We start from the raw sequence: 26,961 nt of genomic DNA, 5'->3' as shown, positions 1-26,961 counted from the left end.
TTGCAACGCATCCTGCGACTATCTTGCTGGCTTTACTACCGGCGTTCCGTACAGGAGGCAAAATGAACTTAAGACGACTGAAGTATTTCGTAAAAATCGTCGACATCGGGAGCCTGACGCAGGCCGCTGAAGTGTTGCACATTGCGCAACCCGCCCTTAGCCAACAGGTGGCAACCCTGGAAGGGGAGATGAATCAACAGCTGTTGATTCGCACCAAGCGGGGCGTAACGCCGACGGAAGCCGGAAAAATACTCTATGCTCATGCGCGCACCATTTTACGCCAGTGCGAGCAGGCGCAGCTGGCGGTGAACAATGTCGGCCAGACGCTGAGCGGCCATGTCTCTATCGGCCTTGCGCCGGGAACGGCGGCCTCTTCTATTACCATGCCGCTGCTGCAGGCCGTGCGCGCGGAACTGCCGGACGTGCTGGTCTATCTGCATGAAAACAGCGGGTCGGTGTTAAACGAGAAAGTGCTCAACGGCCAGCTCGACATGGCGGTGCTCTATGACCGTTCGGCGACCGCCGGGCTCACCAGTCAGCCGCTGCTGAAAGAAGATCTTTACCTGGTCGGCACCCGCGACTGCCCGGGCCAGAGCATCGATCTCGCCGCCGTTGCGGAAATGAACCTGTTTCTCCCTCGCGATTACAGCGCGGTGCGCAAGCGCGTGGATGAGGCTTTCTCGCTGCGTCGCCTGACGGCCAAAATCATCGGCGAAATTGAGTCTATCGCTACGCTGACGGCGGCTATCGCCAGCGGCATGGGGGTAACGGTATTACCGGAATCAGCGGCGCGATCCCTTGCGGGTTCCGCGAACGGCTGGATGGCCCGCATTACGGCGCCGTCCATGAACCTGCCGCTGTCGCTAAATCTCTCCTCAACGCTGCCGCTTTCCCCGCAAGCGCAGGCGGTGAAAGAAATTTTGCTGTCGCTGGTGACGCGTCCGGCGCTCGAAAGCCGTGAGTTGATGCTGGTGGGCTAGCTTATATTCCATCCAGGAATATATTGCTGGTTTTTATTATTTGTTCTGTCCATCGGGTGACTTTAACAATAGCGTCATGTTGAATGTCTCCCGGGGGCGATGTGAATTTCCAGCAGCTTAAAATTATCCGCGAAGCGGCAAGGCGGGATTACAACCTGACCGACGTCGCTAATATGCTCTACACCTCTCAGTCTGGCGTCAGCCGTCATATTCGCGAGCTGGAGGAGGAACTGGGCATTGAGATTTTCATCCGCCGCGGCAAGCGCCTGCTTGGCATGACGGAGCCGGGCAAAGCGTTGCTGGTTATCGCCGAGCGTATTCTCGATGAAGCCAGCAATGTGCGCCGTCTTGCCGACCTTTTCACCAACGACGCCTCCGGCGTGCTGACTATCGCCACCACGCATACCCAGGCGCGTTACAGCCTGCCTTCGGTTATTAAAGAATTTCGCGCGCTTTTTCCTGAGGTGCGTCTGGAATTAATTCAGGGCACGCCGCAGGAGATAGATTCCCTGCTGCAAAGCGGCACGGCGGATATCGGCATCGCCAGCGAACGGCTTAGCACAGACCCGACGCTTGTGGCTTATCCCTGGTTTCGTTGGTATCACAATCTGCTGGTGCCGCAGGATCACCCGCTGTTACAGGCGAACCCGCTGACGCTGGAAGATATCAGCCGCTGGCCGCTTATTACCTATCGTCAGGGCATTACCGGGCGCTCGCGTATTGATGAAGCCTTTGCGCGTAAGGGGCTGGCGGCAGACATAGTATTGAGCGCGCAGGACTCGGACGTTATCAAAACCTACGTTGAGCTGGGGCTTGGCATTGGCCTGGTGGCGGAGCAGGCGAGCGGTGAAGCGGGGCAACTGGTGCGCCTTGATACGCGCCATCTTTTTGACGCCAATACCGTCTGGCTGGGGTTAAAGCGCGGACAGCTGCAGCGTAACTACGTCTGGCGCTTTATCGAGCTTTGCAATCCGGGTCTTTCGGTTGATGAAATCAAACGTCAGGCGCTGGAAGCCGCCGAACCGGTGATCGATTTCCAAATCTGAGGGTGAGAAAAACAAGAAGCCCGCATTAAGCGGGCTTTGTTGAATTTGGCACCTCACCCTGAGCTCATTACGCATAAATCAAAAGAAGTGTCTTCTTCAGAGAATCAATAAAAATGTTAATCATCATTTATTCTCTTTTTATTGTTCCATCCGATAGTTGAATATATTCCTTATTGCCGATATAGATAAATGTTTTCTTAGTTACGTCACCCATAATTGACATAAGCTCATTTTTCTTAACGCAATTACTTTCGCTTTTGATTGAATCAAAACATAGATAATCGTCTTGTGAAATGCCAGATATAAAATCTTCTGAAGGCAGTTTTTCGTAACCTTTTCCAAAGTCCATAACAGATAACGAAAAATAACCTTGATGTGGTATCAGGGCATGATCTTTTTCTAAAAGCTGCCTGTTTTCTTTCCACCATTGCAGCCTGAGTTTGTCAGACGAAGGGAGATCTTTTACTAATACTACGCCATCTCCTGTACGTTTTATTTCTGTTTTATAAAAAGGCGGCCAAAAATAATACAGTGCGATAATGATCACGGCTGCTATTATAGTTAAAAATACTACTGGCTTACGCATTATTCTCTCCAGTAATAGTGATGCGGGCTTCCATATTGGTAAAAAAAGGCTTGTAGGCCAGTTTCTCAAAGCGCTGAATAACGAACCATATACCAAATAGCTTCCAATATTTGAACAGGGTTTTAGTCATATCTTCGATATCCAGTCCAAAGTGATCCTGCCCTTTGAAATGTAATACTGCAGTATATCGGTTATTATCAAAGTTGAGAGATTCAAGAGTGATTTTAGTGCTGTTGATTTCGTGGATGCTAATGCCTAAACCATTTATGCGGTCGGAAAATCTATCAAATTTAGGAAGGTGAGATTTACTTATTTCACTAGCAAAGTGCCTTGTTTGTAACCCGGAATCCCAGTCTGAAAAGGTATGTAGCGTTCGTTTTATCCTGTTAATGGCACTTCCCGAAGAGTTATCACCTTCAATCATTTTCTTATAGGCCTGATTCATCTGCACATCGTAAAAATCTTTCCCATTGCAATACTGCATATGAGTAAACAGTCTGCGGATAATGCCAGTATACGGCCCCCAGAACGCAAATCTTCCGGCTTCGAACCGAAGCTGATCGAAGAGGATTGCGGCGACCTGTTCCTTGTTCAGTTTAGGCATGTTGCCATAGGCCGGAATGGTAATTTTCTGGAAGGCATAGCAATCTACCCGTTCAGAAACCTGGAAAAGGCCGAAGCGCTCTTTAAGCGTTTTTTCAGTCAAATCGCCATACTTCATGTCATCTGCGCAACGATCGTTGAAGGGCTTGCGGCTGTTAAAAATTATCAAAGGTTGGTCGATACCGCGCATGTTAAGCACATCCTTTGGCTATGCGGTTTAACGATACGCTAATTATACAGATACGCTCGTCTGGCAAAATAGCGGACGTTGTATCAGAGCGACGCGTTGTCAGGTAACAGGGGATGGGGGCGCAATAACGCATGGGATATTGAAAAGCAAAAAGCCCGCTTAAGTTTCCTTAAGCGGGCTTCTCTGAATTTGGCTCCTCTGACTGGACTCGAACCAGTGACATACGGATTAACAGTCCGCCGTTCTACCGACTGAACTACAGAGGAATCGTGTGAACGGGACGCATAGTAATGGCGCCCATTTCAGGTGTCAATGCTAAATTTAACGCATTGATTCAACTGGCTATTTATAAGACAGTTTGCTGGTTTAATGCACCTGTCGCTGAACGTGGCCGCTGCCTGTATCAGAAAGCCGCAGCCGGCGCAGCGGGTCCTGGCCATAGAACTGCGTAAAACGCTGCCAGAGCGATGGGAAGCGCGGCGCAAACAGCTCCGGCGCGCTAAAGAAATATTCCGACAGCACGGCGAAGCACTCTGCCGGGTCCGTTGCCGCGTAGGCGTCAATACTGGCCGCATTCTCACCCACCAGATCGATCTCGTCCTGAATATTGTTCATGGCGGCATGCAGATCGTGCTCCCAACCTGCCACTTCACGCAGCGGAATGAACGGAATGCCGCTAGCCCGGTCACCGTTACGCGTATCGAGTTTATGCGCGACTTCATGGATAACCAGATTAAAACCGGAGGCGTCGAAAGAATCCTGAATATCCAGCCAGTTAAGCACTACCGGCCCTTGTTGCCAGCTCTGGCCGGCATGCACGACGCGCTGGCTGTGGACGAGACCAATATCATCTTCCCACTCGTCATCGACGATAAAGGGCGCCGGGTAGATAAGCACTTCGTGAAAACCATCGAGCCAGTCGAGTCCCAGCTCCATCACCGGCAGACAGAAGAGCAGGGCGATACGGGCGGTCTTGAGGGAATCAAGCTCAAAGCCCTGTAACGGAACCAGGCGTTTTTGTTGAATGAAGCGTTCGGCGAGACGCACCAGCTTGTTCTGTTCATCCGCGGATAAACCCGCCAGCAGAGGGATAGCGAGCGCCTTTTCCCAGGGCATCGGGTCATCGTGCGCGTCGTCGTTTGCTTTCCAGGGCCACTTAATCATCTTATCTGCTCGCAAAGTCGTCACTTGAACAAAATCGAAGGGGCAGGGTCTGTTAAAATGCCAAATTACCTGGCATCATGGCAACCACCAATACGGAGAGATGCCGGAGCGGCTGAACGGACCGGTCTCGAAAACCGGAGTAGGGGCAACTCTACCGGGGGTTCAAATCCCCCTCTCTCCGCCACTATTCAAACACTTACCGCTTTCATTTTCAGTGATAAAACTCTCGTTGAGAAAAAGTGCAGAAATCCGCTAAACGGCCATTCTCGCCTTTTTTCATACTGCTATCTTATTCCCTGCTTGTATTCTCTTCCATCATTCAGATTTATGTTTTATCGCTACGCGCTTCCTTCTGCTGACCGGCCATGTGTGCATGCCTTGCTGTCACCGCCTTTCGGCACTCGTTTTTTGGTTAAATCTGGTACTTAAGTACCAGTGGGTGTATTATTTTGGACAGAAAATGGTGCTGACGACACCGCTTATACGCTTTTAGTTTTCGCTGAAATAGTTGCGCAGGGAAATAAATATCGCGTTACAGCTGATTTGGCGGCTATATAAATAAGCGTCTTAGAGATGCACCGTATAGATTATTTTTGGCGCGGCCAAAACGTGCTCTTTTAAATAAAATGTGAATATCATTAAAAATGAAAAGTGGCCTGGTAAAATTAAAGAAATGGATTACGCATAATTCCATTCATGCCGCACAGGGCGTCCTATTATGAATGGTCTGGTTGATATTTTTGCGGCCTATCTTTATGGCTTAAAGTTTATCGCCATCGGGCTGGCTTTAATGATGCTTATTAGTGGTCTGGACGATCTCTTCATTGATATAGTCTATTGGGTAAGAAGAGCAAAGCGCGCCGTCACTGTTTACCGGCGGCATAAGCCTATGGATTACCAGGAACTTTATAAGCCGGATGAAAAACCTTTAGCCATCATGGTGCCAGCCTGGAATGAAACTGGCGTCATCGGTAATATGGCAGAGCTTGCCGCTACCACGCTGGATTATGAAAACTACCATATTTTTGTTGGTACTTATCCAAACGATCCTGATACCCAGCGCGATGTAGATGAAGTCTGCGCGCGTTTCCCGAACGTACATAAAGTGGTGTGCGCTCGACCCGGACCCACCAGCAAAGCGGATTGTCTTAATAATATTCTTGATGCCATCACACAATTTGAGCGTAGCGCTAAATTCGCCTTTTCAGGCTTTATTTTGCATGATGCTGAAGACGTTATTTCACCGCTGGAGTTGCGCCTTTTTAATTATCTTGTCGAGCGCAAAGATTTAATTCAAATTCCTGTTTATCCCTTTGAGCGGGAATGGAACCATTTCACCAGCATGTCTTATATCGATGAGTTTGCCGAACTTCATGGTAAAGATGTGCCGGTGCGTGAAGCCATTGCCGGCCAGGTGCCAAGCGCAGGCGTCGGCACTTGCTTTAGCCGCCGAGCCGTAATGGCGCTTCTGGCCGACGGGGACGGCATTGCCTTCGACGTGCAAAGCCTTACAGAAGACTACGATATTGGCTTTCGTCTTAAGGCTAAAGGAATGACGGAAATTTTTGTTCGCTTTCCGGTAGTGAACGAGTCAGAGGACAATCAGCCGCGCCGTTTTCTCCAGCGGGCCCGCTCATCCAATGTTATCTGCGTACGCGAATATTTCCCTGATACCTTTTCTACCGCAGTGCGACAGAAGTCGCGTTGGATAATCGGCATTGTCTTTCAGGGCCTCAAAACGCATAAATGGAGCGCCAGCCCGACGCTGAATTACTTCCTCTGGCGTGACAGGAAAGGAGCCATAAGCAATTTTTTAAGCTTTACGGCAATGATCATCATGATTCAACTGGTGGCGCTCTGGCTCTACCAACACCTTTGGCCGGATGCGTGGCAATTTCTCTCTATCTTTACCGGTGGCCCGTGGCTGATAACGCTACTGTGGGTGAATTTCGGCCTGATGACTAACCGTATTCTTCAGCGCGTTATTTTCGTAACGGTCTACTACGGGCTCGGACAGGGTTTACTTTCTATTATCCGCCTTTTCTGGGGCAACCTGGTTAACTTCATGGCCAACTGGCGCGCCATCAGACAAGTTATTCAACATGGCGATCCCAGACGAGTGGCATGGGATAAAACCACGCATGATTTTCCAAGCGTAACCGGCGAGACTCGCGCCCTGCGACCGTTGGGTCAAATCCTTTTCGCCCATCAGATAATTACTGAAGCGCAACTTGAGCAGGCGTTAATGAACCGAATACCGGGTTTGCATTTGGGCGGCTCGCTTATGTTGCAGGGTGTTATTACATCAACCCAACTGGCGCAAGCGCTGGCAGAACAAAATGGCGTACGCACAGAGTCTATTGACGCCTGGGAAATTCCTGTCGCGCTGATTGCTAAAGTGCCCGCTTCCATTGCGTTGCGTTATGCCATACTGCCGCTGCGAATAGCGCGGGGCGTCATGGTGCTTGCCAGTGAAAATGGTATCGATCCGGTCTCCCTGGCAGCGCTTTCCCGTAAGCTTAATTGCGAAGTGGAATATGTCATCGTGCCCCGGGGACAGGTTGTCACAGGCCTGAGGCACTGGTACGCGCGCTATCGCGGCCAGGACGATCGCAGCCTTTTGCAGACGGCGGTGAAAGAAGGGTGGATAAGCGAAGCGCAGTCAGAGGCTATCTGGCATCGTTTTGTGCCTCATCAGTTCCTTTTCGCCGAAGTACTGACTACGTTAGGGCATATCAATAACTCAGCGATTAACGCATTGCTATTGCGCCATGAGCGCAGCCATTTACCGTTGGGTGAGTTTCTGGTGAAGGAGGGGGTTATTAGCCAGGAGACGCTCAGCCGGGTGTTGTCGCGGCAACAGGAGTTGCAATTGTCAATGCAGACATTGCTGAGTGAAGCGGGTCTGACGACGCAGCAGATGGCAGCGCTGGAGCAGGCGGCATGATAAAGCGTATCCATTCTCACCGCCTGTTAACGTTTTTAATTGCTTCACTTCTCAGCGGCGGCGTACTGGCGCAGGAGGACACCACCGAAACCAGCGCCGCAGCGCTTGGGCTGAGCGATTATCGCTATTTCATCATCTATCCTCACCTGGAAAAGGCTTTAAGGGCGCAAAAGCATAATGATGAAAAAACCGCGCTGCGTGAATTTGAAGAGATACGCCGGCGTGAACCCAATAATGTTCAGTTAACGCTTTATCAGGCAGAAGCGCTTCGCCATTTTGGCCACAATAAGCAAGCATCCAGGCTGCTTTCGCAGCAATTAAAACAGCACCCCGACAATAAACAACTGGCGCAAAGCCTGGCGGCGATACCTGTTGAACCCGTGTCGGTAACATCTGTGCCGGAGTTGCTGGCGCAACAGCAACGATGCGATGAAGAACCTTCTGTTCGCTGTCGCAGCGAGACAGGACAAAATGCGTTGCGGCTAGGTGAGATGCAGATTGCCCGTCAGCAGCTTCGCGATCCGGTGTTTGCCGCGCATTCGCTGGGTGAGGCGCTGCGTAATGACACGCTGCAACGGGCAATTTACCTGAAAAAATGGGACATAGCTGACACGCTTTTCTCTGAACGCTTTCAGCAGCAACGCCTGAGCGCCGCAGAGCAAGAACAATGGTTTACTGTATTACTTGCCGCGCGTCAGGATGAAAACCTACAAGCCCGGCAATCGCAGGGGCTTTTCAACAGCCCTGAAAATCATCTCGCTTATGCGACAACGCTTGTGCAACGGGGCGAGACAGCGCTTCTGCAGCGCTTCCTCGCGCAGCGACGACCTGCTTTCCATACGGCTGAACAGGAAAAACGGTGGCTTTATTTACTGTCACGTTTCAGTGTTCATCCGCAAGAGACGCTGGCGAACTATAACGCGCAGTTTAGTGAAAATCGGTCATACATAGCGGGTGCGACGCTGCCAGGGCTGCTGAAGTCTGGTCATTATGCCGCTGCGCGCCAAATGTTGGCCGAATTGCCCCAGGATGAGTTTCTGCAAACGCGTTATGAATTGAGCATAGCAAGTCATAACAGCCATGAAACGCTGCAACTGGCTCAACGTCTCTATGCGCGCTACCCGCATGATTTGCAGCGTCTGGATGCGCTCAGCTGGCAATTGATCAAGGCAGGGCAATCGCAGGAGGCGGCGCAAATTTTACTGCAACGCTATCCATTCCGCGGTGACGAAACCATAACGCTCAGGCTCTTGATGCGGCTCGTTGAGTTATTGCATGAGCATCCCCAATGGGCATCTGACGCGCAGAAAACAGAACTCTCGAAGCCGCTTGGCGCTTCCGTTCAACGGCAATTGCAAAGCCAGTTGCCGTGGCTCGTGGACAACTGCTCAGCCCTGATTAGCCTGCTTGGTGATATGTCTCCAGCCTATGACGCGGCGTCGTGGAGCAGGTTGGCGGCCTGTTATCGCGAAACGTTACCCGGCGTGGCGCTCTATGCCTTTCAGCAAGCGGCAGCCCATTCGTCCGATGTCTGGCACCACCGGGCGGTGGCGTATCAAGCCTACCAGGTTCAGGATTATGCTGCTGCTATGCGCGCCTGGAGGAAAATACCTGTTAATGAGATGAGTAATGCCGATCTGGTTGCGGCGGCAAATACTGCTCAGGCGGCGCAAGAGCGGGATATACTCTATCGCTTGTTGGGGGAAGAGAAACAGCGAGGGTTGGATAACAGCGCGCATTACTGGTGGCTTCATGCACAACGCTATCTGCCAGGAGAGCCTGAAAAAGCGTTAGCTGATTTCAATCGCGCGTTGGCAATCGGGCCTTCGGCGCAAGTTTATGTTTCCCGAGCCACTATTTACCGTCTGCAGGGCAACACCCGCGCGGCGATCGGTGATTTACGCCAGGCGCTGACAATGGAGCCGCAAAACGCATCGCTTCAGGCAGCTTTGGGATATGCGTTATGGCAGGACGGTAACGCGGTTCAGTCGCGTGTTTTGCTTGAGCAGGCTCATAAGGCGATGCCGGACGATCCCGCGCTTATCAAGCAACTCGCTTATGTGAATCAGCGGCTACAGAACGTGTCGGCGGCGCAATATTATGCCCGCCAGGTTATTGATGAGATTAATGACGACGCGGAACTCGCACCGCCGACAGCTGAACAAAAGCAGCAGCGTTTTGCTTTCAGACGACTGCATGAAGACATTGCGCGACGCTGGAGTTTTAATTATGACAGTTCCGTTGGCCTGCGCTCTGGCACTATTAATTCAGTGAATAATAAGCCTAACGACGCATCGCCAGGGAAAAACTACCGTAGCTATGGCCAGCTTGAAGCGGAATATCGTGTCGGCCGAAACCAGTTGCTGGAAGGTGACTTGCTGTCAGTATATAGCCGCCTGTTTGCCGATACGGCAAGATCAGGCGTGGCGATGCCGGTAAAAAACCCCATGATTGGCACCGGCCTGCGCTGGAAACCGCTGCGGGAATCGGTTTTCTTTCTCGCCATCGAGCACCAGGCGCCGCTTGATAGCCATCACGGTGAATCGGATGTCATGCTTCGCGCCAGCGCCTCGTTTTTCAATAATGGTCGTTTCAGTGACGAGTGGCATCCGACCGGGTCTGGCTGGTTTGCGAACAATCTTTATCTTGATGCTGCACATTATGTACGGCAAGACATTCAGGCATGGACCGCTGATTATCGCGTCAGCTGGCATGAAAAAATAACCGATGGTCAGACGCTGGAGCCCTATGCGCATTTGCAGACCAACGGTTACCGTAATGGTGAAACGCGGGGGGCGCAGACTGGCGGCGCGGGCGTACGATGGAATATCTGGACCGGCGAAACCCAATACGATGCCTGGCCGCATAAAGTAAGCCTGGGCCTTGAGTATCAACATATTCTGAACAGCGTTAATCAACGCTCGGGCGAGCGCAACAACGTCTTTGTTACTCTTGGAGTTCACTGGTAAATGAGTAAGTCTCTCTTTTTGTTAATTCTTTTACTGGTGAACGCGCCGTCATTCGCAATGACAGGCATTTTCTGGCAACCGCAATTGCGAGATAACCTTGCAAGCGACACGAGCTGGCATTCATTGATGCAAACGCTGCATCATCAAGGATTTGATACGCTGGTAATACAGTGGACGCGCTATGGCGAGGCGTTTGCTAACGAAACCGAACGCGCTCTTCTGTTAAAGAAAGCGCAGGCGGCGCGCCAGGCAGGATTGAAGGTTATCATAGGCTTAAATGCCGACCCCGATTTCTTTACGCGTCAGAAGCAGCCGCTTGCTGCGCAGGCTAACTACTTAAATCGCTTACTCGTTCAGGATCGTCGCCAGGCGAGGTTATGGGCCAAAACCATGGGGTTTCAGCCGGATGGTTGGTACATCAGCGCGGAAATAGACGACAGTAACTGGCGTGATAAAGCGGCGCGGGGGCAGATGACCAAATGGTTGAGCGACACGCGTCGCCAGTTGGTAGCCGTTGCGCAAAAGCCCGTTTATATCAGCAGTTTTTTTTCCGGCAATATGTCGCCGGAGGGCTATCGTCAACTGGTCGCAGATATAGAAGAGGCGGGGGTAAAAGTTCTTATTCAGGATGGCGGCGGCGTAGGCAAACTTAACACAGTTCAGCGCGAACTTTATTTGCAGGCCAGCGCTGGGTGCGAAGTAAATACACCAGGCAGCGGCATCGTTTATGAAATCTTTACAGCAAATCCTGGCAAGGTTTTTAGCGCGCAACCCCAATCGCCAGCAAAAATTCAGCAATTGCTGGAAAGAGGTTCTTTGTGTGGGAAAAACAGACTTTATTTCTCGCTACGGTATTTGCCAGCCGCAAGAAATGTTCTCCGTAATGATTAACGCGTCGTCAAAAATCCCCTGTTAAAAAGCTCGCTAAACGCTGGCAATAAAAAAGCCCGCACGGCGGCGGGCTTTAGCGTCAGCAGAGTGGTCAGAACTGGTAAACCATACCTACAGCCAGGATGTCATCGGTGGCGATGCCATTGTTGCGGTAGAAGTTATCGTCTTCGTCCAGCAGGTTAATTTTGTAATCAACATAGGTGAGGAAGTTTTTATTCAGGTACCAGGATGCGCCAACATCGGCGTATTTGACCAAATCTTTATTGAAATATTGGCCATCATACCAGACGTCTTTGCCTTTTGATTGCAGGAAAGCCAGCGACGGACGCAAGCCAAAGTCGAACTGGTATTGCGCTACCACTTCAATGTTCTGGGTTCTGTCTGCGATACCGCCGCCAAGACGGCTGCCGCTGCTGCCATACGGGGTCATGTTGCGTGTTTCAGCAAAGGTTGCGGCCAGATAAATGTTATTCGCGTCATATTTCAAACCGGCTGCCCATGCGTCCGCACGCTCGCCGCCAGCATAAGCGCTCTTTCCACGGCCAGCATTAGCCTGAGCGGTAGTGCGGTCGGCGGAAGAGTAAGCGGCTGAGGCGGCAAAACCCATGCCGAAATCATAAGTGGTCGATATGCCGAAGCCGTCGCCGTTCTGGCTGGCAAGGCTGTTGTGACCGACACCTGCGCCTTCGTTGCCTTCACCTTCGCCTTCGTTGTTGCCCTGATACTGCAGCGCGAAGTCCCAGCCTTCCACCAGGCCAAAGAAGTCGGTATTGCGATAAGTCGCCATGCCGTTGCCGCGCCCTATCATGTAGTTATCGTGATAGGTGTAAGAATCGCCGCCAAAGACCGGCAGCATATCCGTCCAGGCTTCCACGTCGTAGATAACGCCATAATTACGACCATAGTCGAAGGAGCCGTAGTCGCCATACTTCAGCCCAGCGAAAGCCAGTTTGTTGTAAGTCGTGTTGTCGCTTTCAACGTTGTTGGCCATGATCTTATAGTTCCACATGCCATAGCCGGTAAGATCGTTGGAAATTTGCGTTTCGCCTTTAAAACCAAACTCCATGTAGGTGCCGTCGCCATCGTCTCCTGGGTTGTCGGAGAAGGTGTGCCGCGCGTCGACTTTACCAAAGAGGTCTAATTTATTGCCGTTTTTATTATATATTTCTGCAGCGTGAACCGTACCCACCGCTAATAAAGCAGGGACAAGCAATGCCAGAACTTTTCTCTTCATTATCAATATCCTTATAATCATAAATACCATGAATGGCACTTTGCATTTAATGCCGGGCAAGATTCTATCCTTAATTCTTATAATTTCCGAAAGAGAATATGTGAGCAGAAAGATTGAAAGGAATAATTAGGAAAAAGTTAAGGGGTTATTTGGGTAATAAATGATTGCGCTGCTATTATTCGTTTCAGACATTGGAAATGAAATTAAGACCTGGTGATTTGTTAGTCTGGCATAGATATCAATAAGTTGAATTTGATAAGGGTCTCCTGCGCGAATGCTTTTTTGTCAGATAAAAATGCCCATCCAACGCTTTTTTTGCCCTTATTTGTTCCTTAAATCGATACGGATGTGCAAAAGGCAGGGTTGCCAATAAACGGTAGATAAAATAACCGGTGCGTTTTAACCGCTTTTCTGAATAACGTTTTTGTAACAAAACGCTTTTATCCTCAGTGATGCCGGATGACGTGTACGTGAGCGTGTACGCCCTGTTTGATCAGCAGCATTCGCGTCAATAATGGTGATGTATGAAGCCGTCGCGCGTACTACGTCTTGATAAATTAGTGATCTGCGTTACAAATAATAAACGGGCCCGCAGCGCAATCAGGAGTACCTATGACCCTATCCCACTGGCAAGAGCGTTTCGAGGTCTGGTTCAACCAGAGCTGGTTGCAGGATGATAAAGCGCATGACGTGGCGCACTTCAGGCGCGTATGGAAAACCGCGCAGCAAATTATGCAGGGCACGGAAGCCGACCGTCTGGTGGTGCTGGCCGCCTGCTATTTTCACGATGTCGTTAACCTGCCTAAAAATCACCCCGAGCGGCATCTGGCTTCCACCCGCGCCGCTCAGGAAACCCTGAACATTCTGGCCGAACACTTTCCCGATTTCCCGCACAAGCTTTATGACGATGTCGCTCACGCCGTGCAGGCGCACAGTTTCAGCGCCGGCATTGCGCCGCAAACGCTGGAGGCGAAAATCGTCCAGGATGCCGATCGGCTGGAGTCGCTTGGCGCGATAGGCCTCGCCCGCGTCTTTTACACTTCTGGCGCGTTAGGACGAGCGCTGTTCGATAGCGAGGATCCGCTGGCGATGGAGCGCGAACTGGATGACGCCGCCTGGGCGCTGGATCACTTTCAAAAAAAGCTGCTGACACTGCCGGATACCATGCAGACCGAGGCGGGCAGGGCGCTTGCGCATTACAACGCCGACTTCCTTGCGCACTACATGGCGAAGCTGTGCGCTGAACTGAAAGGCGAATATTGCCAGCTTGATGAAGACGTATTGCGCCGCTTCAGCAGGCTGTTGCCCTGAAGACGCGCTAACCGTCGTGGCGGTCCTTTTTGTGTTACTCTGTCAGATATTCGTTCTGTATGGCTAACGCAATGCTGGAAAATCAATTTGTTATTGACGAGGTCGCCTGCTCGCCCGTCGGGCGCTCTCTTTTATCGCGACTGCTGGAAATCTACGACGTGAAAACCCTGGTCGCGCGCCTTAATGAGGCGGGGGATAAAACCTGGAGCCGGGCCATACTGAAACGCGAACTCACCCGCGAAGCGGAGCAAACGCGCCTGACGCCGCGCGAACAGGCGTCGCTAAGCGCGCTGCTGCCTGCGCCGCCGAAACATCATCCCCATTACGCCTTCCGCTTTATCGACCTTTTTGCCGGCATCGGCGGCATTCGCAGCGGTTTTGAAGCCATTGGCGGCCAGTGCGTCTTTACCAGCGAGTGGAACAAACACGCCGTCCGCACCTATAAAGCTAACTGGTATTGCGACCCACAGGCGCACCGCTTTAATGAAGATATTCGCGACGTTACCTTAAGCAACCGCGCCGAAGTGAGCGATGAAGAGGCCGCGGCGCATATTCAGGCGACGTTGCCCGATCACGACGTTCTGCTGGCGGGTTTTCCGTGCCAGCCTTTTTCACTGGCGGGCGTATCGAAGAAAAACGCGCTGGGCCGCGCTCATGGTTTCGCCTGCGAAACGCAGGGCACGCTCTTTTTCGATGTGGCGCGCATCATCGCCGCCAAACGCCCGGCGATTTTCGTGCTCGAAAACGTGAAGAACCTGAAGAGCCACGATAAAGGCAATACGTTCCGCATCATTATGGAAACGCTGGATGAGCTCGGGTATGAAGTGGCGGACGCGAGAGAGATGGGCGCAGGCGACCCGAAAATCATCGATGGCCGACATTTTCTGCCGCAGCACCGCGAGCGTATCGTGCTGGTAGGTTTTCGCCGCGACCTCAACTTACATGCCGGGTTTACGCTGCGCGATTTACCCGCCTTTTATCCCGAACGTCGTCCCGCCTTTGGCGAACTGCTCGACCCAACGGTTGACGCCCGCTATGTGCTGACGCCGACGCTCTGGAAATACCTCTACCGTTACGCGCAGAAGCATCAGGCGAAAGGCAACGGCTTCGGTTTCGGCCTGGTGGACCCGCAAAATCCGCTCAGCGTGGCGCGCACGCTTTCCGCGCGTTATTACAAAGACGGCGCGGAAATCCTGGTCGACCGGGGCTGGAACAAGCCGCTCGGCGAGGAGGATTTTGACCATCCCGATAATCAGCAGCGTCGGCCGCGCCGCTTAACGCCGCGTGAATGCGCGAGGTTAATGGGGTTTGAGCTGCCGCATGAGCACCGCTTTCGCATTCCGGTTTCCGATACCCAGGCATACCGGCAGTTTGGCAACTCCGTCGTGGTGCCTGTGTTTGCTGCGGTGGCGCAACTGCTTCGTCCCCGCATTTTACAGGCAGTAGAACAGCGACAGGAGTAACCCTATGGCGGATGTGCACAGCAAAGCGATACGCAGTAAGAACATGCGCGCCATCGCTACGCGCGACACCGCCATTGAAAAAAGACTGGCCGGGCTGCTTGGCGAAGCGGGCTTCGGCTTTCGCGTGCAGGATGCCGGGCTTGCCGGCAAACCCGACTTCGTGCTCGACGACTACCGCTGCATTATCTTCACGCACGGCTGCTTCTGGCATCACCACGACTGCTATCTTTTCAAAGTACCCGCCACCCGCACCGATTTCTGGCTTGAGAAAATAGGCAAAAACGTTGAGCGGGACCGTCGCGATATTTCGCGTCTGCGGGAGGAAGGCTGGCGGGTGTTAGTGGTCTGGGAGTGCGCCCTGCGGGGCCGGGCGAAGCTTTCTGACGCGGCGCTCAAAGAGCGGCTGGAAGAGTGGATTTGCAGCGGCGGCGCGCAGGCGGAAATCGATACGCTTGGCATCCATGCCACAGAGCGCGAGCGGCCCGCGCCGCCCGCCTGAAACTATTTCTCAACGTCACACGCCACCACTGTCGGTTTTGCCGGCAGCAGATATTTCCCTATCGTTACTAACAGCACGGCGAGAATAATAATCCCCAGCGCCAGCCACTCAATGGCGGAGAGGTTTTCGCCGCCAAGCCCGGTGCCAAGCAGTACCGCTACTACGGGGTTAACGTAGGCGTAACTGGTGGCGATCGCAGGCGAAACGTTGCGAATAAGGTACATGTAGGCGTTAATGGCGATAACCGAGCCGAAGAGCGCCAGGTAGCCTACGGCGAGGAAACCAGAGAGGTCCGGCATCGTCGTTAGCTTTTCGCCCGTCAGGAAAGAGGCTGCCATTAGCACCACGCCTGCACAAAGCATCTCAACGGCCCCCGCCATCATGCCGGAAGGCAGTTCGATGCGCGAACCGTATACCGAGCCAAACGCCCAGCTCAGGGAACCGATTAAAATCAGCAGCGCGCCCCAGGGGTTGCCGTTCAGGTTGCCGCCGCTGTTCAGCAACACGATGCCCACCAGACCGATAGCGATGCCGAACCATTCGAGCTTGCGCGTCGGCAGGCCAAAGCAGCGGCTGAAGATAAGCGTAAACAGCGGCACGGTGGCGACCATGACGGCGGCAATGCCGGAAGGCACATGCATATGCTCCGCCACGGTGACAAAGCCGTTGCCCACCGCCAGCAGCAGCACGCCTATCAGCGCGGCGTTCAGCAGCGGACGGCGAGCGGGCAGCTTGTGGCCGGTCAGCAACAGAAAAGCCATAAGCAATAGCCCGGCAGACAAAAAGCGAACCCCGGCCATCATAAACGGCGGCCAGCTTTTTACGCCGATGGCGATAGCAAAGTAGGTGGAACCCCAGATGATATAGAGCGCAAAAAGCGCCCCAAGCAGCGGCAGAACTTTAGCGAAACGCATACTCCCTCACGACATTAATAAAGAACGCTTATAGTGAACGACAAAAATATTGCCGAGGCGAGGTTTTTAATTGTTTATTTCTGATGAATTTTTTGTTGATTTTATGGAGAATTTTCCGTGCTAAGGCTTTTGTTCCATAATTACCTTTCCGATCACAAAACAAAGGATGAATATTTTGGCTGGAAGTAGTCTTTTAACGCTGCTGGATGATATCGCCACGCTGCTGGATGACATTTCGATGATGGGCAAACTGGCGGCAAAGAAGACCGCAGGCGTGCTGGGGGACGATCTTTCACTGAACGCGCAGCAGGTAAGCGGGGTGCGCGCCAACCGCGAGTTGCCCGTGGTCTGGGGCGTGGCGAAGGGGTCGTTTGTTAATAAGCTTATTCTGGTGCCGCTGGCGCTTATCATCAGCGCGTTCGCGCCCTGGGCTATCACGCCGCTGCTGATGATAGGCGGGGCGTTCCTGTGCTATGAGGGCGTGGAAAAAGTGTTGCACAGCATTGAAGCGCGCAAGCACAAAGAAACGCCTGAGGAGCGTCGTCAGCGGCTGGAAGCCATTGCGCAGCAAGACCCGAAAGTTTTCGAGCGTGACAAAGTCAAAGGGGCCATTCGTACCGACTTTATCCTGTCGGCGGAAATCGTCGCCATCACGCTTGGCATTGTGGCGGAAGCCCCGCTGTTAACGCAGGTAATGATTCTTGCAGGCATCGCCATTCTGGTGACTATCGGCGTGTACGGGCTGGTGGGCGTTATTGTGAAGCTTGACGATCTCGGTTACTGGCTTGCCGATAAAACCTCGACGCTGGCGCAGGCCGTGGGCAAAGGGCTGCTGGTGACGGCGCCGTGGCTGATGAAAGCGCTGTCGGTGCTCGGCACGCTGGCGATGTTTCTGGTAGGCGGCGGTATTGTGGTTCACGGCCTTACGCCCGTGCATCATGCTATCGAACACTGGGCGGAGCAGGGCGGCCATATCGCGCAGGCGGTGGTGCCGACGCTGATGAACCTGGTGCTCGGCTTTATCGTCGGCGCGGTCGTGCTTGCCGTTGTAAAAGGTATAAACCGCCTGCGCGGCAAAGAGGCACACTGAGAATTTTCTGGTTTACACGCTGTAAGCCCGGCAATAGTCGCGTTCTTTTACTATCTTGTAAAAGTTTTCACCCCTGAGAAGGAGGCAGATATGGTCTTTTTAGTCAGCGATGAAGTAAAGCGTAAAAACGGCGGCCCGAGCATGGTGGTTACGGGGTATTCCAGCGGCATGGTCGAGTGCCGTTGGTACGACGGCTATGGGGTGCAGCGAGAAGCTTTCCGGGAAGAAGAACTGATCCCGGGTGAAAAGCAGGCGCGTGAAGAACGCCGTTAACGATAACGCCCGGTTTGAACCGGGCGTTTTTGCAGGCTGTTCGGACAACAGGCTAGGCAGCGCGCAATGTGGGCCGATAAAGTAGACAGATAAGTAAAACCGGGAATAGCCTGTTGATGCAGGGAGCCTGCTGGTGCCTAAGAGAATTTTAAATCCAACCCGCTTTCGCCATCCAGGTCGGGTCGTCAATCTTTGCTTTGCGATAGTTTTACTTTGCTCCACGCTGCTGACCTGGCGTGAAGTGGTTGTGCTGGAAAACGCCTACCTCGCCGGGCAGCGCAACAGCCTCGATACTATCGCCACTGCGCTGGACAGACATTTGCAGTATGGCGTCGACAGGTTGCTTTTTTATCGCTCCGCCATGGAAGAGGCGCTGGAAGCGCCCGTCATACCGCCTTCTCAGGAGGCGCTGGCAGCATTCTTCGCCCAGCGCGACAGCGAGGGCTGGCTGCTCGACGTAAACGATAAACGCGGCGTCCCCTTGCGCGGCGTTTCAGATAATTATGTCGAGCAGAACCCTTACCTTAACCGGGAAGAGGAGCGGCTTAACCGGGAGCTGACCGCCGCTTCTGAATTCAGTTATCTGATGAAAAGCGCGAGCGCAGACCCGGCGCTGCAGCGCAATATGTTTTATACCTCCCGCGCCGGTTTTTATTTAAGCCCTGGGGCGCAGGAGCAGGAAGAGGCGCGCATTCGCGCCCATTACCACCGGCTGGTCAACCATCCCTATTTTTCCGCCCATTCGAAACGCAGCAATCCTACGCGCGGCGTACGCTGGACGCACAGTCAGTCTCCGGTTTATCAGGCTGACCGCTCCCTTACCGCCAGCGTACCGCTGGATCATGAGCAACGCTGGTACGGCGTGCTGGCGCTGGATTTTAGAGTGGATGCGGTGACGCAGTTTTTGCTGGAGTCGCTGGAAGAGGATCATGAAGCCGATATCGTGCTTTATGACAGCCACTTTCAGGTCATAGCCGCTACGCAATCGACATCCCACCGCGGACGCCTGCTCACTGCCGAACAGAAAGCGAGGCTTGCCCAAATGATGAAAAAGGCTACCGAAGGGGATTACCGCCTGGGAGCGCGATTTATCAGCTGGGCGCGACTGAGCTATTTTGACGGCGTACTGGTGCGGGTGGATACACTGGCGCAGAGCGCCAGCGGCGAGTTTGGCAAAATTACGCTGGTGCTGGCGCTGTTGTGGCTGCTCTTTACCAGCATGCTGATTTTCTCCTGGGTGGTGATCCGCAGGATGGTGCACGACATGTACCAGATGCAACATCATCTTCAGTGGCGCGCCTGGTACGATACGCTGACCCGGCTTTATAACCGCGGCGCCTTTTTTGACCGGGCCAAAAACGCAGCGGCGCGCTGTCGCGAGCAAAACCAACCCTGCGCCGTTATCCAGCTCGATCTGGACCACTTTAAAAGCATCAACGACCGTTTCGGCCACCAGGCGGGCGATCGGGTGCTCTCCCATGCGGCGGGGCTGGTGAGCCAGACGCTGCGGGCGGAAGATATTGCCGGCAGGGTTGGAGGTGAAGAGTTTTGCATATTGCTGCCCGGCGCAACGCGCGACGAGGCGGAGCGCGTGGCCGAACGCATTCGCACAAGGCTGAATGCCCGGGAAATCCTGATAACGCAGAACACGACGCTGCGCATCAGCGGTTCGCTGGGCGTCAGCGGCGCGCAGGAAGAGGGCACCTATGATTTCGAACAGCTGCAGTTAGTCGCGGACCGCAGGCTCTATCTGGCGAAGCAGAGCGGGCGAAACGGCGTGCGCGCCCGGGATTAACGCTTCGCGAGGAAGTGCTCAAGCCCTTCGCTCCAGCCTTCAGGCCCAGCAAGCTGCGTGCGATAAACCCGCTGCGGGTCCTCGTTTTGCAGAATAACGCCATGGCGGCTAAGCCCCTTGACCACGACCGCGTAATCGACATTATCCAACAGCAGGGCGTCGTTGGGGCCGTCGCCCAGCCCAATCGTGGCGCGCAGTTTGCCTTCGCGTTGCTGGTATTGCGCCTTCAACCAGTTAACCGCCTCGCCTTTGCCGCATTGCGCGTCTAAAACATGCCAGAAGCGTCCGCCTTCCTGAAGCACCAGCCCAGCCTCGTTGAGCTGTTTTTCAAACGCCGCCAGCCGTTCATCGGTATCGCGCCAGATAAGGGTCTGGGAGGCTTCAAGCAGTCGGGCCATCGCAGCGAGCTTCGGGCTGAGCCCGGTCCACTCGGCAATGGTTTTATCGTCTACATCATCAAAGCTAAAGAGTTTATAGGCGTGCTGCTGACGAAGCTTTTCAATCACGGCGAGGATGGTCTCGTGGTCCGCGCCGCAGCGCAGGCGAGGAAAGTCCGGATGATCGCTCCAGCTTTCATCAAGCTGGATCACCGCGCCGTTTTCAGCGATAAACGGCAATCCCTGCAGCCCCATCTCCTTTTGCAGGGTAATGATCTCCGCAGAAGTCTTGCTGCTGGAGAGCACCACCGGCACCTGATTGTCCACAAGGCGGGTCAACCAGCCCTGCGCCGCCTCCCAGGCATGCGTATTCGGGTCGAGCAGCGTGCCGTCGAGATCGGTGACAATCAGCAGGCTGTCGTTAAGCGGTAGTTGCGGCATGTCGGCTCCTTGTCTTGCGGGTAAACGCAAACGTTGCAGAAAAGTGATTGACCAGGAATAGTCTCAAAATATTCAGGCCTATAAACGGGCAGTGTTGGGATCGTTTCCAGCCAACAGGCTTCGGCCAAGGCCTGGCGTAATAATCACTGTTTTTAATATTCGAAATAAACTATTCATCGGCTAAATATATTCTTGTCATGCAAAAAAATTGCCTATATGTTGATTGCCGACATCAGATTTCCTGGTGTAACGAATTTTACGTGCTTCTTGCATTCGCAAGCTTATCCCGGCCCCCCAGGCCGGGATTTTTTATTTCAGCGGTTGATCTCGCTAATCCTGAAATCCTGGATATCCAGTTCGAACGCGTCGGCAAGTTCGGTATAAGTGTGGTAATCGCGCCCATCCACGCTTACCCGTTGCGGGTCGTCGCTGCCGTCCACCCGCTTTACTTCGCTTTCGCTGATTTCATTGATGGCAGCCAGCAGCGCATCCACATCCACTTCGGCGTCGCGATGCGCGCTGTCGCTGTCTGGCTTCATCGTTTTCATCACCGTCACCCTCCGGTTGTGTATCCTGATAAGTATAGACGCTCGCAGGCGGCGCTAAATATCGCACCGGCAGCGAGTTTTGTTCTAAACTGGCACGAAGAATCTCTGGAGGAACGGTTATGAATATCAACGATCGGGTTACTGTCAAAACGGACGGGGGTCCGCGTCGCCCGGGTGTCGTGCTGGCGATTGAAGAATTTAACGAAGGAACAATGTATCTGGTCTCGCTGGAAGATTACCCTTTGGGAATTTGGTTCTTTAACGAGAAGGGACATCCGGACGGTGTCTTTGTGGAAAAAGCCGAATAACTAACGCTGCCCTCATTTGAGGGCGGTTTGCTGTTGGGGCTGAGCCAACGCAAGCGGATAGCGTTTTTGTTGTCTGCCGTGAGACGGCGCTGCGGGCAATGAGCAGAGTGTAGGTGTAGTAGGGTACAGAGTCAGGCGTCAGCGCATATTAACGAAAATGCCGTTGGTGACATTATCCGTCAGGCGGACCACATGATAAATAACTTGCTTATTATGGGTTTTTATTTTGCGTTTGATATTGCCTTTATGCGAGGAAACCGTCTTCGCTTTGATATTCATCTGGTCCGAAATCTGAATCGTTCCTTGCCCCGACATCCACATTCGTAACATGCTTGATTCAGTGCGGCTTAACGAAAGTGTAGGCAAATTAATATGACTGATGCATTGCATATCTTTTGCCAGATATTCGCCAAGAATAGTGTCCAGCGATTCGGGCTTAATTGATTTGGAGCTGATGAGTAGGTTTTTGCGCACCCGCAGATATTCATCAAAATGGATATTCGCGATAGCCATAAAAACGATAAATAAGGTGCCGGGGTGCTGATTGATGACCTGCTTTATTTGTAAGCTGCTTGGCGCGTCGTGAATAAAGCAGTCTTCGTTAATAAATACCACATGAGGTTCTTTGCTCTGGCACGCTTCTTCCAGCGCTTCGACCGTTTCGACGTGGCAGATTTGCCGCTTTCTGACTCCCCGGCTGGCAAGGTAGCCGGTTAGCCCAAGCCGCGTATAGCTGCATAAATCCATAATAATCGTTGACATAGCATACCCTCACTAAACGCGTTATCCGTTAAAGCACAACGATTGCTTCACCACTAGCCTGAGAACGACCGCCGTTCTGCGAAGACCAGCAATAGCAAGCTAAAAAATGCATAAGCAATATTCGGTTAGCAGGTCGGACGACCTGGAACAGCGTCAGGGAAGTCATTCAGGCGGACCCACTATCCCGTAAAGTTAGGTATAATTTGCCAGGAATGTTCTTAAAGTAAAGTAAATGTTGTGAGTTGTGAACGAGGTAAAATCTTTAATTTCCCGCTGTGCTTTAGCTAAGCGGGAGAATATATTTTGTTTTTTAGGATTATCCTCAAAAAACCGTTTTGTTGCGAGGGTTAATTAGCGGTGGGTATTTCGCTGACAATATCAGAAAGCAAATTAAAAATTTCGCTAAATAGGTGTTCGCAAAACGGAGCGATGAGCGGCATTAAGGCAATGATAACCATCATGCCAATTGACAAGGTAACGGGAAAACCTATCACAAATACCGACAGCTGCGGCGCCATGCGGTTTAATAAACCGAGCGCCAGGTTGAGCGTCAGTAAAAGCGTCACCAGCGGCAACGCCAGCATTAAACCGTTGAGAAAAATGAGTCCGCCCGCGCGGGCCAGCGCCATAAACGCGTTGCTGTTTAGCGGCTCGCCGCTAAATGGCAGGGTATGAAAGGTATCCGCCAGGATTGAAATCAGCCACAGGTGGCCGTTAAAGGTTAAAAATAACAGCATCGCCAGCATATCCAGCAGGCGGGCCAGAACAGGCATATTGAGATGGCTGGCCGGGTCAAAAAAGGTCGCGAAGGAAAGTCCCATCTGCAGGCCGATTATCTCGCCTGCGGTACGCACGGCGGCAAAGGCGAACTGCATGGTAAAGCCCAGCGCGATGCCGATAAGAATTTGCTGCAGCGCAAGCCAAAAGCCCTGGGCTGAGAAAATCGGCACCTGCGTCTGCGGCAGCGTCGGCGCGATGACTATCGTAATCAGCAGCGCGAGACCAAGCTTTACCCGGTTGCTGATACTGCGCTCGCTCAAAATAGGCGCTGTAGAAACCAGCGCCAGCACGCGCAAAAGCGGCCAGAAATAAAGGTTCAGGTAATGCAGCCACTGATCGCTGGTGAAATGGAGCACCCGATACTCCGTCAGCCGATGATATACGGCAGGTTAGTGAAAAGCGTGCGCACGTAATCCAGCAGCAGGTTGAGCATCCACGGGCCTGCCACCACCATCGTGACGAACACGGCGAGGATCTTCGGGATAAAAGAGAGCGTCATCTCGTTTATCTGGGTGGCGGCCTGCAAAATACTGATAATCAGGCCCGTCACCAGCGCGACCAGCAGCAGCGGGGCGGCAAGGGCAAGGGCGACTTTCATCGCCTCTGTGCCCATCATCATGACCGATTCTGGCGTCATGGCATCCTCTCCTAACTGTAGAAGCTCTGAGCGAGCGAGCCGACCAGCAACTGCCAGCCATCCACCAGCACAAATAACATAAGCTTAAAGGGCAGGGCGATGGTCGCGGGCGGCACCATCATCATGCCGAGCGCCATCAGCACGCTCGCCACCACCAGGTCGATGATGAGGAACGGAATAAAAACGGTAAAGCCAATCTGGAAAGCGGTTTTCAATTCGCTGGTGACATAGGCGGGCAGCAAAATGCGCATCGGCACGGCTTCCGGCCCGGCCATCTCCGGCGTTTTCGCCAGTCGGGCGAAGAGGGCGAGATCCGCCTCGCGGGTCTGGCGCAGCATAAATTCGCGAAGCGGCTGCGCGCCTTTTTCCAGCGCCACTTCCATGGAGATTTTGTTTTCGCTGAACGGCTGATAAGCGTCGGTATAAATCTTATCAAGCACCGGCGACATGATAAAAAAGGACAAAAACAGCGCAAGGCCCAGCAGCACCTGGTTCGGCGGCGCGGAAGGGGTGCCAAGCGCGTTGCGCAGCAGGCCGAAGACGATGATGATGCGCGTAAAGCTCGTCATCATCAGCAGCACGGCAGGCAGGAAGGTGAGCGAGGTGATAAACACCAGCGTCTGCACCGGCAGCGACCAGCTCTGGCCGCCGCCCGCCAGCGGCTGGCTTACCAGCCCCGGCAGTTGCGCCATAGCAGGCGCGGCGAAGAGGCTGAGCGCGCCCAACGAGAGATAAACCCAACGACGCATTACTTTCTCCCGTTGCGCTTAAGCAACGTTTTCATCAGTTGTTGAAAATCCGCGCCCGGAACCGGGGCGGCTGCTTCTTCCGCTACCGCTTTCGGCGGCAGGGTATGAAGGTGCGTAATCTGGCTTGCCGTTACGCCCAGCACCAGCCGGGCGTCTTCGACATCGACAATCACCACTTTTTCGCGGTTGCCGAGGCTTACGCTGCTGCTGATTTTCAGCTCGCGGTTGCCGCCATGCTTCGGCGCGAAGCCAACGCGTTTGGCGACCCACGCCGCCAGTAAAATTACCAGAATGATAAGCGTTAGCGCGCCGCTCACCTGGATAAGCGATGAGCCAGCGGAGGGCAGAGGCTGGCTAACCGTGGAGGTGGTTTTCATTACCGGCTCAGACGACGCATACGTTCAGACGGAGTGATGATGTCGGTGATACGCACGCCGTATTTATCGGCGACCACCACCACTTCACCCTGGGCAATCAGATAACCGTTGATCAGAATATCCAGCGGCTCGCCGGCCAGGCCATCGAGCGCCACCACGGAACCCTGCGTCAGGCGCAGCAGTTCTTTGATAGTCATCCGGGTGCGGCCCAGCTCCACGGTGAGCTTCACCGGGATATCCATAATCAGATTGATATCCTGCAGCGCGCCGGTGACGTCGCCGCCTTCCAGTGCGCGAAACACGCTGTCGGCCGCGCTTTTTCCGGCGGTTTTTTGCTCGCTCAGCGCATCGGCCCAGAGATCGTCTGCTGAGCCGCCTGCGCTTTTTTGTTCGTTCAATGCGTCAGCCCACAGATCGTCCATGCCTGCGTTGTCGTCGGACGGTTTGTTGATGTCACTCATTTGGGCTGTTCCTCATTCAGCGAATTCAAAATAGGGTTGATCAAATGTTCAACGCGCAGCGCGTACTGTCCCTGCACGGTGCCGTACTGGCTGGTTAGTACCGGTACGCCGTCGACATGCGCCAGAATGCGATCCGGTTTATCAATGGGCAACACATCGCCCGGTTTAAGCTTCAGAATTTTCGACAACCGCAGCGGGATTTCAGCGAAGTTCGCTATCAGCTCCAGTTCGGAGTGCTGCACCTGGCGCACCAGGGTGTCGCGCCAGTGCTGGTCTTCCTGACGGGAGTTCTCCAGCGGCGGGTTAACCAGCAGCTCGCGCAGCGGTTCAATCATGCTGAACGGCAAACAGATATTGAACTCGCCGGTCAGGTTGCCAATTTCTACATGGAACGGCGTGTTAACCACGATGTCGTTCGGCGACGTGGTGATATTGGTAAATTTCACCTGCATTTCCGAACGCACATACTCTACGTCCAGCGGGTTAATCGCTTTCCACGCGTCGCTGTACGACTCCAGCGCCAGCTTCAGCATGCGCATAATCACGCGCTGTTCGGTATGGGTGAATTCACGCCCTTCCACCTTGGTGGGGAAGCGGCCGTCGCCGCCGAACAGGTTATCCACCGCGATAAACACCAGGCTTGGGGAGAAGACCACAAGTCCGGTGCCGCGCAGCGGTTTTAAATGGATAAGGTTAAGGTTCGTCGGCACCGGCAGGTTGCGGGCAAACTCGTGGTAAGGCTGAATGCGAATCGCCCCCACGGTGATATCCGGGCTGCGGCGCAGCAGGTTAAACAGCCCCATACGGAACTGGCGGGCGAAACGCTCGTTAATAATCTCCAGCGCCTGCAGGCGCTCGCGCACAACGCGACGCTGGGTATTGGGATCGTAAGGACGAACGTCGCCATCGCTCGCCGATACCTTCTGTTCGGCGCTTTGTTCGCTGTCGCCGTTTAACAGCGCGTCGATTTCGGCCTGGGAAAGAATGCTATCGCCCATGGGGTTACCGCAGAATAAAGGCAGTGTAAAGCACGTCGGTCACCACCTGCTTCGGCTGGCCGGTCACTAGCGGCGGCGACAGCGTCTCTTTAATGGCGGCTACCAGCTTCTGCTTGCCTTCATCCGTGGCAAGCACGTTGGCATCCTGACGGGAGAAAAGCAGCAGCAGACGGCTGCGCACTTCCGGCAGGTAATCATTAATGCGCTGGCGCGTCGCTTCGTCTTGCAGACGCAGCGTAACGCCAATATAAAGCACGCGGTCAGCGTCGCCCAGGTTCACCGTAAAGGTGTCGAGCGCAAAGAAGACCGGGGCCGGCGGCGGCTCCGGCTCCGCTTTCGCCGCGCTGGCAGGCTGCTGCTGCATGCGCCAGTAGCTGTAACCCGCCGTCGCACAGGCGGCGAGAGTGATAAGAACCAGCAACGGGATCCAGATGGAGCGTTTGCGGCTTTTGGTGATAGCGCTGTCAGTCATCAGACTCAGGTTTCCTGTATCGGTACGGCTTATGAGCTAATTATCCTGACCTTGCCTAAAGTCAAAGCCAGGAAAAGACGTGTTTATTCCCGCTAC

General features: G+C 53.5%; 27 protein-coding genes and 2 tRNA genes. 13 read left to right on the top strand and 16 right to left on the bottom strand.

Annotated features, from left to right (window positions below; translation table 11 throughout):
- Positions 1 to 62 precede the first annotated feature (62 nt).
- Together nac and cbl are read left to right on the top strand one after the other, a co-directional pair.
- The gene (gene nac, locus ACU4F7_RS14470; protein ID WP_029593243.1) at positions 63 to 980 is read left to right on the top strand and encodes a nitrogen assimilation transcriptional regulator NAC; all 918 of its coding nucleotides are present in this window, start codon (positions 63 to 65) and stop codon (positions 978 to 980) included.
- Between the two features lie 101 nt (positions 981 to 1,081).
- Positions 1,082 to 2,026, top strand: a complete 945-nt coding sequence (gene cbl, locus ACU4F7_RS14465) for an HTH-type transcriptional regulator Cbl (RefSeq protein WP_024558628.1) — start codon at positions 1,082 to 1,084, stop codon at positions 2,024 to 2,026.
- Between the two features lie 127 nt (positions 2,027 to 2,153).
- Here the strand turns inward: cbl and ACU4F7_RS14460 are convergent, their stop codons facing one another.
- The 4 genes from ACU4F7_RS14460 to mtfA all read right to left on the bottom strand — a co-directional run bounded on the left by ACU4F7_RS14460 (position 2,154) and on the right by mtfA (position 4,569).
- Positions 2,154 to 2,612: a DUF943 family protein gene (locus ACU4F7_RS14460; protein WP_029593241.1), complete on the bottom strand. Its 459-nt coding sequence runs from the start codon at positions 2,610 to 2,612 to the stop codon at positions 2,154 to 2,156.
- Positions 2,605 to 3,405, bottom strand: a complete 801-nt coding sequence (locus ACU4F7_RS14455; protein WP_481637198.1) for a DUF3289 family protein — start codon at positions 3,403 to 3,405, stop codon at positions 2,605 to 2,607. The genes ACU4F7_RS14460 and ACU4F7_RS14455 overlap by 8 nt, the downstream gene beginning before the upstream one ends.
- A gap of 190 nt (positions 3,406 to 3,595) precedes the next feature.
- Positions 3,596 to 3,671: transfer RNA gene (locus tag ACU4F7_RS14450), tRNA-Asn, on the bottom strand.
- Between the two features lie 100 nt (positions 3,672 to 3,771).
- Complete coding sequence (gene mtfA, locus ACU4F7_RS14445) at positions 3,772 to 4,569, bottom strand: DgsA anti-repressor MtfA (RefSeq protein ID WP_024558631.1); 798 nt, start codon at positions 4,567 to 4,569, stop codon at positions 3,772 to 3,774.
- A gap of 94 nt (positions 4,570 to 4,663) precedes the next feature.
- Between mtfA and ACU4F7_RS14440 the strand changes: the two genes are divergently transcribed.
- The 4 genes from ACU4F7_RS14440 to ACU4F7_RS14425 all read left to right on the top strand — a co-directional run bounded on the left by ACU4F7_RS14440 (position 4,664) and on the right by ACU4F7_RS14425 (position 11,376).
- Positions 4,664 to 4,753 (top strand) — tRNA-Ser (locus ACU4F7_RS14440).
- A gap of 534 nt (positions 4,754 to 5,287) precedes the next feature.
- A complete protein-coding gene (nfrB, locus tag ACU4F7_RS14435; RefSeq protein ID WP_481637197.1) occupies positions 5,288 to 7,516 on the top strand; it encodes a cyclic di-3',5'-guanylate-activated glycosyltransferase NfrB in 2,229 nt (742 codons plus the stop codon).
- Complete coding sequence (locus ACU4F7_RS14430; protein WP_481637196.1) at positions 7,513 to 10,485, top strand: phage receptor; 2,973 nt, start codon at positions 7,513 to 7,515, stop codon at positions 10,483 to 10,485. The genes nfrB and ACU4F7_RS14430 overlap by 4 nt, the downstream gene beginning before the upstream one ends.
- The gene (locus ACU4F7_RS14425) at positions 10,486 to 11,376 is read left to right on the top strand and encodes a DUF4434 family protein (RefSeq protein ID WP_029593235.1); all 891 of its coding nucleotides are present in this window, start codon (positions 10,486 to 10,488) and stop codon (positions 11,374 to 11,376) included.
- A gap of 91 nt (positions 11,377 to 11,467) precedes the next feature.
- Here the strand turns inward: ACU4F7_RS14425 and ompC are convergent, their stop codons facing one another.
- A complete protein-coding gene (ompC, locus tag ACU4F7_RS14420) occupies positions 11,468 to 12,610 on the bottom strand; it encodes a porin OmpC (RefSeq protein ID WP_481637195.1) in 1,143 nt (380 codons plus the stop codon).
- A gap of 612 nt (positions 12,611 to 13,222) precedes the next feature.
- On the opposite strand from ompC, the gene ACU4F7_RS14415 reads away from it, so the two are divergent.
- The 3 genes from ACU4F7_RS14415 to ACU4F7_RS14405 all read left to right on the top strand — a co-directional run bounded on the left by ACU4F7_RS14415 (position 13,223) and on the right by ACU4F7_RS14405 (position 15,883).
- Complete coding sequence (locus ACU4F7_RS14415) at positions 13,223 to 13,921, top strand: phosphohydrolase (protein WP_029593232.1); 699 nt, start codon at positions 13,223 to 13,225, stop codon at positions 13,919 to 13,921.
- A gap of 71 nt (positions 13,922 to 13,992) precedes the next feature.
- Entirely contained in the window at positions 13,993 to 15,384 is a 1,392-nt protein-coding gene (locus tag ACU4F7_RS14410) for a DNA cytosine methyltransferase (RefSeq protein ID WP_029593231.1), read from the top strand.
- A gap of 4 nt (positions 15,385 to 15,388) precedes the next feature.
- A complete protein-coding gene (locus tag ACU4F7_RS14405) occupies positions 15,389 to 15,883 on the top strand; it encodes a very short patch repair endonuclease (protein ID WP_029593229.1) in 495 nt (164 codons plus the stop codon).
- 2 nt (positions 15,884 to 15,885) lie between these two features.
- Here the strand turns inward: ACU4F7_RS14405 and yedA are convergent, their stop codons facing one another.
- A complete protein-coding gene (yedA, locus tag ACU4F7_RS14400) occupies positions 15,886 to 16,797 on the bottom strand; it encodes a drug/metabolite exporter YedA (protein WP_481637194.1) in 912 nt (303 codons plus the stop codon).
- Between the two features lie 175 nt (positions 16,798 to 16,972).
- Here yedA and ACU4F7_RS14395 point away from each other — a divergent pair, with 175 nt between their 5' ends.
- The 3 genes from ACU4F7_RS14395 (at position 16,973) to dgcQ (ending at position 19,955) form a co-directional block, all read left to right on the top strand.
- Positions 16,973 to 17,887: a DUF808 domain-containing protein gene (locus ACU4F7_RS14395; protein ID WP_481637193.1), complete on the top strand. Its 915-nt coding sequence runs from the start codon at positions 16,973 to 16,975 to the stop codon at positions 17,885 to 17,887.
- A 90-nt stretch (positions 17,888 to 17,977) separates the two neighbouring features.
- Positions 17,978 to 18,160, top strand: a complete 183-nt coding sequence (locus tag ACU4F7_RS14390) for a YodC family protein (protein ID WP_024558640.1) — start codon at positions 17,978 to 17,980, stop codon at positions 18,158 to 18,160.
- Between the two features lie 133 nt (positions 18,161 to 18,293).
- Positions 18,294 to 19,955 (top strand): cellulose biosynthesis regulator diguanylate cyclase DgcQ, encoded by a 1,662-nt coding sequence (gene dgcQ, locus ACU4F7_RS14385; RefSeq protein ID WP_481637192.1) that lies wholly within the window; start codon positions 18,294 to 18,296, stop codon positions 19,953 to 19,955.
- Here the strand turns inward: dgcQ and ACU4F7_RS14380 are convergent.
- Together ACU4F7_RS14380 and yodD are read right to left on the bottom strand one after the other, a co-directional pair.
- Positions 19,952 to 20,773, bottom strand: coding sequence for a mannosyl-3-phosphoglycerate phosphatase-related protein (locus ACU4F7_RS14380; protein WP_029593224.1), 822 nt, complete (start codon positions 20,771 to 20,773; stop codon positions 19,952 to 19,954). The genes dgcQ and ACU4F7_RS14380 overlap by 4 nt on opposite strands.
- Positions 20,774 to 21,087: 314 nt before the next feature.
- Positions 21,088 to 21,321: a YodD family peroxide/acid resistance protein gene (gene yodD / locus ACU4F7_RS14375; RefSeq protein ID WP_029593223.1), complete on the bottom strand. Its 234-nt coding sequence runs from the start codon at positions 21,319 to 21,321 to the stop codon at positions 21,088 to 21,090.
- Between the two features lie 119 nt (positions 21,322 to 21,440).
- Between yodD and dsrB the strand changes: the two genes are divergently transcribed.
- Positions 21,441 to 21,629, top strand: coding sequence for a protein DsrB (gene dsrB / locus ACU4F7_RS14370; protein WP_029593222.1), 189 nt, complete (start codon positions 21,441 to 21,443; stop codon positions 21,627 to 21,629).
- A 138-nt stretch (positions 21,630 to 21,767) separates the two neighbouring features.
- Here dsrB and rcsA read toward each other — a convergent pair whose 3' ends face one another.
- The 8 genes from rcsA to fliL form a co-directional block, all read right to left on the bottom strand.
- Entirely contained in the window at positions 21,768 to 22,391 is a 624-nt protein-coding gene (gene rcsA / locus ACU4F7_RS14365) for a transcriptional regulator RcsA (protein ID WP_029593221.1), read from the bottom strand.
- A gap of 347 nt (positions 22,392 to 22,738) precedes the next feature.
- Positions 22,739 to 23,527, bottom strand: coding sequence for a flagellar biosynthetic protein FliR (gene fliR, locus ACU4F7_RS14360; protein ID WP_481637191.1), 789 nt, complete (start codon positions 23,525 to 23,527; stop codon positions 22,739 to 22,741).
- Between the two features lie 11 nt (positions 23,528 to 23,538).
- Positions 23,539 to 23,808 (bottom strand): flagellar biosynthesis protein FliQ, encoded by a 270-nt coding sequence (fliQ, locus tag ACU4F7_RS14355; protein WP_029593219.1) that lies wholly within the window; start codon positions 23,806 to 23,808, stop codon positions 23,539 to 23,541.
- A gap of 11 nt (positions 23,809 to 23,819) precedes the next feature.
- Entirely contained in the window at positions 23,820 to 24,557 is a 738-nt protein-coding gene (gene fliP, locus ACU4F7_RS14350) for a flagellar type III secretion system pore protein FliP (RefSeq protein ID WP_024560636.1), read from the bottom strand.
- Complete coding sequence (fliO, locus tag ACU4F7_RS14345) at positions 24,557 to 24,934, bottom strand: flagellar biosynthetic protein FliO (RefSeq protein WP_029593218.1); 378 nt, start codon at positions 24,932 to 24,934, stop codon at positions 24,557 to 24,559. Before fliO ends, fliP begins: the two co-directional genes overlap by 1 nt.
- Positions 24,934 to 25,395 carry a flagellar motor switch protein FliN gene (gene fliN, locus ACU4F7_RS14340; protein ID WP_024558650.1) on the bottom strand — a complete coding sequence of 154 codons (462 nt, stop codon included), beginning with the start codon at positions 25,393 to 25,395 and terminating at the stop codon, positions 24,934 to 24,936. The genes fliO and fliN overlap by 1 nt, the downstream gene beginning before the upstream one ends.
- On the bottom strand, positions 25,392 to 26,393 hold the full coding sequence (fliM, locus tag ACU4F7_RS14335; protein WP_024558651.1) for a flagellar motor switch protein FliM: 1,002 nt from the start codon (positions 26,391 to 26,393) through the stop codon (positions 25,392 to 25,394). Before fliM ends, fliN begins: the two co-directional genes overlap by 4 nt.
- Positions 26,394 to 26,397: 4 nt before the next feature.
- Positions 26,398 to 26,865 carry a flagellar basal body-associated protein FliL gene (gene fliL, locus ACU4F7_RS14330; RefSeq protein WP_024560474.1) on the bottom strand — a complete coding sequence of 156 codons (468 nt, stop codon included), beginning with the start codon at positions 26,863 to 26,865 and terminating at the stop codon, positions 26,398 to 26,400.
- Positions 26,866 to 26,961: the final 96 nt, after the last annotated feature.

Source organism: Franconibacter pulveris (assembly GCF_056780215.1).
Note: the sequence above shows the minus strand (reverse complement) of the source record. Positions and strands in the feature narration are given on the sequence as shown.